A 7581-nucleotide genomic window follows, 5' to 3' on the forward strand; every position below is an offset into this window, starting at 1 on the left:
ACTTGCCCTGCCCCATGTTGACGATGTTCTGCAACCCGGTGACATACTGGTCCTTTTGGCTGTTGCCGGCACGGGTCACCGTCTCGCCGGTGGACTTCCCTTCGGCCACCGCCATCTGGTTGGTGGCGGATTTGAATTTGCCACTGTTGGGATTGATGCCGGCCGACACCAGATTGTCCTGAAGACCCGCCTTGGCCTCACTGAACTTGGCCCGACTGTGCTGATTCGCCGATCCCTCGGCAAAATCCATTGCCGCTTCACTGTCCTGCGCGTCCACCCGGTCCATAAACTCCTGCTCCAGACCGGAGTATTTCTGCTGATAGTGATTCCACTTTTGCGCCACCACATCCGCAAAGGCTTTTTCGTCGGCGGTCTCTTCGATTTTGTTGTCACCACCTTTGTGGAATAACCGCCGCAAGCGAAAGGGCTGAAAGGTTTCAAATTCTCCCGTACCGGGAAGCTGGTCGTACAGACCCTTGTCATCGGAATCAATGACCATGGAAAGTTTCACAAAGGCATCCTCCAGATCGTAAAATCACCCTCGGTGCGATGGGGCTCAAATCCCAGGCGCCGGGCCAATCGGTTTAGCCCCGGCAACACCGTCCAGAACTGTAAATACTTTGCGTCAACGGCCAGCGCCATTCGCTGTGCCTGCGGAAAGTGAGCGCGGATTGCATTGCCACCTTTACCGCAAGCGGCCCAAACCTCGATCACCTTGTCCCCTTTCTCGATTCTTGGGCGCAGCACACAAAAACTGTCGTCGTCGGTCATTAGGAAGGCGCGACCATTAACCACGCCGCATCGAATTTGTGTAAAAAGATCCGGCACACCACAGCGCGTACCGATTGCCCCGATTGGCTCCTGAAAGGCGGCCAACATGCAAAAAGGTTGCAACACCAACATAGGCAGTAGAGATTAGGCAGTGGTAATTAATCCGGCTTCGGGAGAGTTAAGCCTTCCACTCCCTGAGCTGCCGCAGCGTGGCACCGTCACACTTGAATTGCTGCGCAGCCTCATACAGTGCCGCACTGCGCCGGGATTTTTCCATCAAGGCATTGTCATAGAGTTTGCGCAGGTCATTCGGAGTAAGCCACAGCTGATGGTTTTCGGCGGTCATCCAGGCGATGCTGGTAGTCTCCATCTGATCCCAGTGGTTCAGCCGCAATTCCATCCGGTGCAGACTCTCCCGATCCACATCCAGGTAAAAGCCATCCACCAGCAAAGGCGCTTCCTCTTGTGTACGGCGCCAGTCATTGATTTGCGGTCGAGTGGCGGGCACGTCCAGTGGATCGTATTCAGGTAATCTCGGCATGAATCCACTCCGGTTGGTAGGGAAATAGGTCAATATAAATTCTGTAGAAGCCCGGCTCGGCAACCCGCCAAACTATGAATCCGTCGTTGACCACCCCCTTCCAGTTGCGCACCGTCACCATGGCACCAACCGGGATTTTTTCCACAACAATATCCCTGGCTGCGGCATCGTAGCGCCAAGTAACCTCCATAAGTGGTCGTTTGACGATGGCTCCATCCTTTATATAGTCAGCATTAACATCTACATACACATCGTCCGGGACAATCATCCAGTCCAGATGTTCTGGAACCGACATCTCCAGATCTTCCCGGGTTGCACCTGTCACGGTCCAGTGAATCCGCCCATTGGATGGATCGAAGACAACAACATAAAGTGTCATTTTTTGGCCCCCATAATCAATAAATTGCCATTGCGCATATACCCGCCTTTATGTTCGAGGTGCTTGGCGGTCACCCTTACCGTCACAATCGACGCACTGCTGCCGCCATAACTCATGGACACCGGTACCGACCAGTTCATATTCGAGCTGCCCCCCACGTCCTGCCAGATCACATTGCTCTGCCGGTGCACACCATTGATAAACAGTTCCACTTCAACCGCCCCATCCTCCCACTGGTAAAACTCCCCGGTGACTATCACATGATATCCGCCGCCTTCTGGGTTAAAACTGGCCGTTGCCAATACAGCCCTTGCGCCTGGATAGATTAGAGTTTGATTCGGGATCTTGACTGATTTCGCTATCGTGACCGCATTGTTTTTTATATGCAGAGTATCGATGATATTGACGGCATTGGCTTTCAGCCGGTCCGCCTCAATATTTCCGCGCGCATAGATATGGTTAAAAATGGCCGCGCCGGTTTTGTCGATGCGCCAGCCCTGCACACCGCCGGAATTGCCAAAGCTGTCCGATTGGATAAAGTCGCCGATATAGGCGTTGGTGATACTGCCGGTGCCGATACGGGCCAGCACAAAGGCCGCGTTGATCCCGGTGATCCTGTCCACCGCGATGCTGCCCACCTGCGCGGTATTGATGGTGGCGTCCTTGATCAGCGCGCCATCCATCACCACCCGGTTGCCATCGATAATAAAAGCCAGCTCGGCCTTCCCCGGCGCACCCACGGCAAAGCGGTCCACGGAGAAAACCATCTCGCTGTGCTGGGTGCCGTCGTACTCGTTCTGGGTCACCGCCAGGCCGAATCCGGCCACATAGCCGTTGCTGTCGATCTTGACCGTGAACTGGCCCTCGATGCCGTCAACGCTCTGCTGCAGCACCTGCACCGCCGTGGTGTTTTCGCCGGATTCGGTCTGCACCTGGGTCAGGGCCGTGGCCTGGGATTGCAACTCCCCGTCGATAAAGGCCACATCAATCTGTAACTGATCGATGGCCGCCGCACTGGCCGACAAGCCGCTGTTGGGGTTTTCCAGCGTGGCCTGCAGGCCGGCGATGTCCTGGCCCTGGGCCGCGATATCCTCGCCGACCCGGATAATCTCCAGCGCCTGGGCGGCCAGCGCGGACGCATTGGCGCCCACACCGGTATTGGCATCGAACACCGTCAGTTCCAGGCTGTCCAGTTGCCCGGCCTGGGCCACCAGCTGCTCTTCATTGCTGGTGATGCGCAGGTTCTGGGCAGTGATGGCACCGGCATTGGCCGCCACACCATTGGCAGGGTCGTTGACCGTCAACTCCATGGCATCCAGGCGCGCCAGTTGCGCTTCGTCCGCCGCGATCCGCGCCAACCGCTCGGTGGTTAAATTGGCCTCCACACTCAATACCAACTGATCACGGGCATCGTGCCAAAGGCCGTCGTCCTCCGTAAATACATAGGGGTGATTATTATCGTCGGTGTCGAACCAGCGGGAGCCCTCCACCAGCACACCGCCACTGGCCTGTTCCGGGGTCGGCGCCTCCGGCTGATAAAAAATCTCCACATCCGTGGCCACCACCAGGCCGTCAATCTGCTGCTGCAGGCTGTTGACCGCCTGCTGGCGGCTACTGATTTCATTGCTGAGACTGTCCACCAGTCCCGTCGCCGGGTTGTCGACCAGGTTCAGGCGGTCCTGCAGCGTTTGATACAGCTGCGTTTCCCGAATCTGCCCCGACAGACTCTCCAGCACCAGCGCCGGGTCCGGCGCCGTACTGCCGGCAGTACCCGCCGCCCCGTTGTGCGGCCCCTCAATATCGGTGATCGAGGTATAGGCAATCCAATAGTAATAAGTGACTTCCCGCTGTACCCCCACATCCGCATACAAAAAGCTGGTGGACTGGCCGATGGCCACCGCATTGGCCAGGTTGTCCTCAGTGGCCCGGTAAATAGTGGTGTAGGCGTGGCCCCGGTACTGGCTGTTGGGGTTGTTCCACTGCAAAAACACATGACTAAAACCGTTGGTCACCGCAAAGCCCGTTGGGGCCGGTGGCACTATCGGGTCGGGTGCCGAGTTGGTGGGAACCAGATCTATACCGGGAATTGCAAACCGCGAGTTGTTGATCAACTTCACCAGCCCGGTATCAATCAGGTTGCGTTTTGTCAGAAAAGCGTCGAGCGGATTGCCCCGTGTACCCAGCCCTACTTCGACCAATTCAATTATTTTTTCCAGGACCGGCCGAATGGCACGGTCTACCTTTGAAGGAAGATTCGGTAATCCGGTCGGGCGCCTCGCCATCAGCTGATCTCGCTCATACTGCCGGCCAGCTGGATATTCGATACCGGCGCAGTGCCGCGCAGCTCGAACTGCACATGGCGGTAACGGCGCCTGCAGGGCAACCGAAAGGCGTGGCCATCCGTCACCGACAGGCTGTGCAGCAGCTCGCCGTCGGCGTAAACGTCAAAATCCACCGGATAGGTATCGGCGTCGATCTTGGCCGCGGCAAATCCCACCCCGAGCGGCGTTGGCCAGATTTTGCTGCGCCAGGTATAGGGCGAGTCCGGGCCGGCGCCCCAGCGGCTCACCACGCCCGCCTGACACAGGTACAGTTCGCCACTGGCCTCGTCCAGGTAGGCGGTGTCCGCCGTCACATCGTAAAAGCGAAACCCCTCCTGCACAGAAAAACTAAAGCTGCCCCGCTCAATTCCATTGTCGTAAAACGCCAGATAGCGATCCTCGAAGCGATAGGCGTGAATGCTCGATGGATTAAAGCGCTCCCTAAACTGCGATGGCAGTATCAATGGTTCGCTGACCAGACGCGCATCAGTGCCCCCCACCGCAACCAGCCCGTCCGGTGACGCATAAATGACGTATTCCCCCATATCCACCAGGGAGCGTTTGCTGACACAGGCGTGAACCTCATCCAGTGGCACCAGGCTCATGGCCGCCGGTTCGGAACCGGCCACCAGATAGGGTTTGCCGGTCGTAGCGATCACCGCACCGCTGGAAATCACCGCCGCCGCAACAAAATCGTAAGCCATCGCCAATTGGTAGCGAATCGGCCAGGCGTGGGGCTGAAAGGGTTCGCAAAACGCCAGGGTATTGCCGAAAGCCCCCAGCATCACCCCATTGGGCAGCGCCGTCAGCCCGGTCATATTGGGGTCCGGCGCAATCCAGTCCCCACTGGGACAGGACTCCCCCAGTTGTCCCGACTTCACACTGTCACTAAAGCTGTCCTGGGCGGCGGGGATCTCGGCCACAAACTGAAACCCGGTCAATTCGGCCCGGTAGATTCGTTTGGTCTGCACCACAAAATTCCCGCTGGCCACCGGAATCGCGCTCAATTCCACCGTGGCCCCGTCCCAGCGCGCCACAATGCGCGAGGGCACACTGGGCGGCCCCTCCTCTCCACGCGCCGATACAAAGGTGACGATATAGGCGGTGTCGATCGACTGGCCACCCTCCGGCGGTTCCCCGTCCGGGCCAGTCACAAAGGGCGCCGCAGAGGGTGCGGGCAGGCCCAGGTCGTGCACCCCGGAGGGATAGGGACCGGCGCCACCGGTGGCCAGGGTGGCGTCGGTGATTTTGGGCACACCATCGCTGGTAAAATAAGTGCGCTCCGTGGTATCCCCGGCAATCTGCCCCCGCACCACATCCACATCGCCGGCAAATTCAAACCAGAAGCCCTGCCCCTCGTTGCCCTCACGGTTGAACAGGTACAGGGTCTGTGTAGCCGTATCCAGAGTCTGCCCTGTTTCCGCCGGTGCACAGGCCGGCGCTATCTGTCCCCGGCGCAGTTCCACATTCATTGCCCGGGTGGCAAAGCGGCCATCCAGAAGCTTGGGATCAATACGGGGGGTTTCTCCGGCAAAGTTGTAACTGCTTATCCGGGCCATCAATCAAACCCCCACAAACTTTCCTGTTCCCGCATCGCCAGGTGCAACCCTTCGCACAACTGACTCGGGGTGAATGTGCTGGCGCTATTGTCTGACAGCATCCATTGGGCCGACTGGTCCTGGCGGATCTGGTTGAATGCCGTTAACAGGCCGCTGACCAACTCTGGCGCAGTCAACGCTGTGTTGCCCTGCTGTGTTTCCAGATAGCTGATGAGACCATTAAGCAGCTGGTGTTGGGCGATGGTCACCACCCGTGCCATACGGGTCTGGGCCGTCTCGTCCCCATCCAGTTGCTTGCCGTCCACCATCACCTTGATCGCCCGCAACCGCTCCGCTCGCTCGGCCTTGAACACCCGGCGATAAAACTCCGCGACCACCTGATCCACTTCAGCCTGACGCAGCCCTGGGTCGTCCTCCGGCAACGCCACTGCCTCGCCCCGATAAAATGCCAGCCAGGGGTGCTCCGCTTCCAACGCCGCCCTGTCCACCGCCTCTGCCCACTGATGCACCAGGTCCATCAAAGGCGGATAGTCCACATAGGCCGCAATCGCGTCCTGCACCAAAGCGCTGGACGCATCCAGCCCTTTACTGCGCGCCACTTCCATCATGCGGTTTATATCGCGCAGGTCGGATACAACAACGGCCTGTGTTTGCAGGCCGTTTTGTGGGTCGTAACTGTATAAGAAGGCGTGGCGCATTCAGGTCACCGGGCGCAGCTGCTGCAACACATCCGCCGCCTGTGTCGCCAGGGTTCGATTGGATTGAATCATGCCGCCGTACATCTTTACCGGGTCGGGATCAAACCCCGAACCTGTCTGCACTATGCCACCCAATAGCTGGCGCAGCTGCTGCAGTTGCTCCCCGGTAATCACGTACTCGTCAGCCGCCGGGGAAGATGCCTGCGGATTTTCCTTGTCTACGGTCTTGCGTCTGGGTCGATTGCCGGTTGACATACTTTGCACTCCTGATGCTCGAAAAAATAAGGGGTTCATTAAAAAGGCGCTATAGCCAGTCACTCTCCACGATTGCTGAAATCCTGACGGTCTTGTCGAACAGGTAGCCGCCACCGGATTTTTTGCGTATCCGCACGCGCACGTCCGCTACCTTGCTCAGGCCCGGCTTATCCGGCCGCGACTGGCTGGCCGTCACCGATTGCCAGCGCTGGGTATTGATCGTCAACGGGGTTGTGGTGGGCGAACCACTACTGACCGTGCCCAGGGTGATATTGAAATACACATCAAATAAATCCCCCACGGTGGAACTGGCCGGCGCTATCCAGTAACCGGTACCACTGGCGGTGCCGTTGCGGTTCACAAACACCGTCGCGGTCACCGTCGCCGGCGCGTAGTCAATCGCGACTTCGTTGGTGATCGCCCCGGTATTGAGCCGGTAGTGGGTAAAGCTGATCGTGACAGTGTTGGTGGTGATGGTGCCCACACCATCGGTAATCCGGCACCGGTAGACCGCTGTAACCGACACGCCGCTGCTGCTGGTATGGGTCAAGCTGACCGACGCCCCGGAGCCGCTTTGTGACAGGGTGGTGCCACTGACTTTCTGCCAGGTATAGGTATAGTTGCCCGTGCCACCGCTGACGCTGGCGGTGATGGTGCCGGAACTCAGTGTCCGGGAAGTCCCAACCAGCGCGATATTTTCATTGGTGACACTGGTTTTTGACAACGAGGCCCCGCTCATGGGCACATAGTCCGTCAGGCCCAACAGGTCGTCGCTGCTAAAGGGCGGACCCGGCACATCGCCGCGCGCCGCAAGGTTTTCGCTGGTAAACGTATTATTGATGCCGTCCAGACCCGCAAGTTGCTCGCTGGTCAGCGGATAGCTGCCCGGTGTGGACCCCACTAGGCCGCCTCCAGCTTTTTGACCCGGGCCGCCAAACGATTGAGAGCTTTTTGCTGGTTCCTGAGCCGCCGCTGCTGCTTTGTGAGCCGCTGTGCCTGCCAGGCGTTGACCGCGCACCAGTAGTTGTAGATCATCGGGTAGCACACGGACAAATCT

General features: G+C 58.6%; 9 protein-coding genes. All 9 read right to left on the reverse strand.

The annotated features are described in order from the left end of the window. The coding region (locus ABVT36_RS18430) for a hypothetical protein (protein WP_368457870.1) at positions 1-511 on the reverse strand (511 nt) is incomplete at its 3' end. Beyond that, the gene (locus ABVT36_RS18435; protein ID WP_368457871.1) at positions 508-771 is read right to left on the reverse strand and encodes a hypothetical protein; all 264 of its coding nucleotides are present in this window, start codon (positions 769-771) and stop codon (positions 508-510) included. The genes ABVT36_RS18435 and ABVT36_RS18430, both read right to left, overlap by 4 nt. Positions 772-949: 178 nt before the next feature. Next, positions 950-1312, reverse strand: coding sequence for a DUF4376 domain-containing protein (locus ABVT36_RS18440; protein ID WP_368457872.1), 363 nt, complete (start codon positions 1310-1312; stop codon positions 950-952). Continuing rightward, on the reverse strand, positions 1296-1691 hold the full coding sequence (locus ABVT36_RS18445; RefSeq protein ID WP_367151846.1) for a hypothetical protein: 396 nt from the start codon (positions 1689-1691) through the stop codon (positions 1296-1298). Before ABVT36_RS18445 ends, ABVT36_RS18440 begins: the two co-directional genes overlap by 17 nt. Next, positions 1688-3889 carry a DUF1983 domain-containing protein gene (locus ABVT36_RS18450; RefSeq protein ID WP_368457873.1) on the reverse strand — a complete coding sequence of 734 codons (2202 nt, stop codon included), beginning with the start codon at positions 3887-3889 and terminating at the stop codon, positions 1688-1690. The genes ABVT36_RS18445 and ABVT36_RS18450 overlap by 4 nt, the downstream gene beginning before the upstream one ends. Positions 3890-3972: 83 nt before the next feature. Further along, entirely contained in the window at positions 3973-5571 is a 1599-nt protein-coding gene (locus tag ABVT36_RS18455) for a hypothetical protein (RefSeq protein ID WP_368457874.1), read from the reverse strand. Continuing rightward, positions 5571-6269: a hypothetical protein gene (locus ABVT36_RS18460; RefSeq protein WP_368457875.1), complete on the reverse strand. Its 699-nt coding sequence runs from the start codon at positions 6267-6269 to the stop codon at positions 5571-5573. Before ABVT36_RS18460 ends, ABVT36_RS18455 begins: the two co-directional genes overlap by 1 nt. After that, the gene (locus ABVT36_RS18465) at positions 6270-6524 is read right to left on the reverse strand and encodes a hypothetical protein (RefSeq protein WP_368457876.1); all 255 of its coding nucleotides are present in this window, start codon (positions 6522-6524) and stop codon (positions 6270-6272) included. Positions 6525-6573: 49 nt separating this feature from the next. Continuing rightward, positions 6574-7425, reverse strand: coding sequence for a SprB repeat-containing protein (locus ABVT36_RS18470; protein WP_368457877.1), 852 nt, complete (start codon positions 7423-7425; stop codon positions 6574-6576). Positions 7426-7581: the final 156 nt, after the last annotated feature.

The organism is Microbulbifer sp. TYP-18 (assembly GCF_040932045.1).
In the GTDB taxonomy this organism is placed as follows: domain Bacteria; phylum Pseudomonadota; class Gammaproteobacteria; order Pseudomonadales; family Cellvibrionaceae; genus Microbulbifer.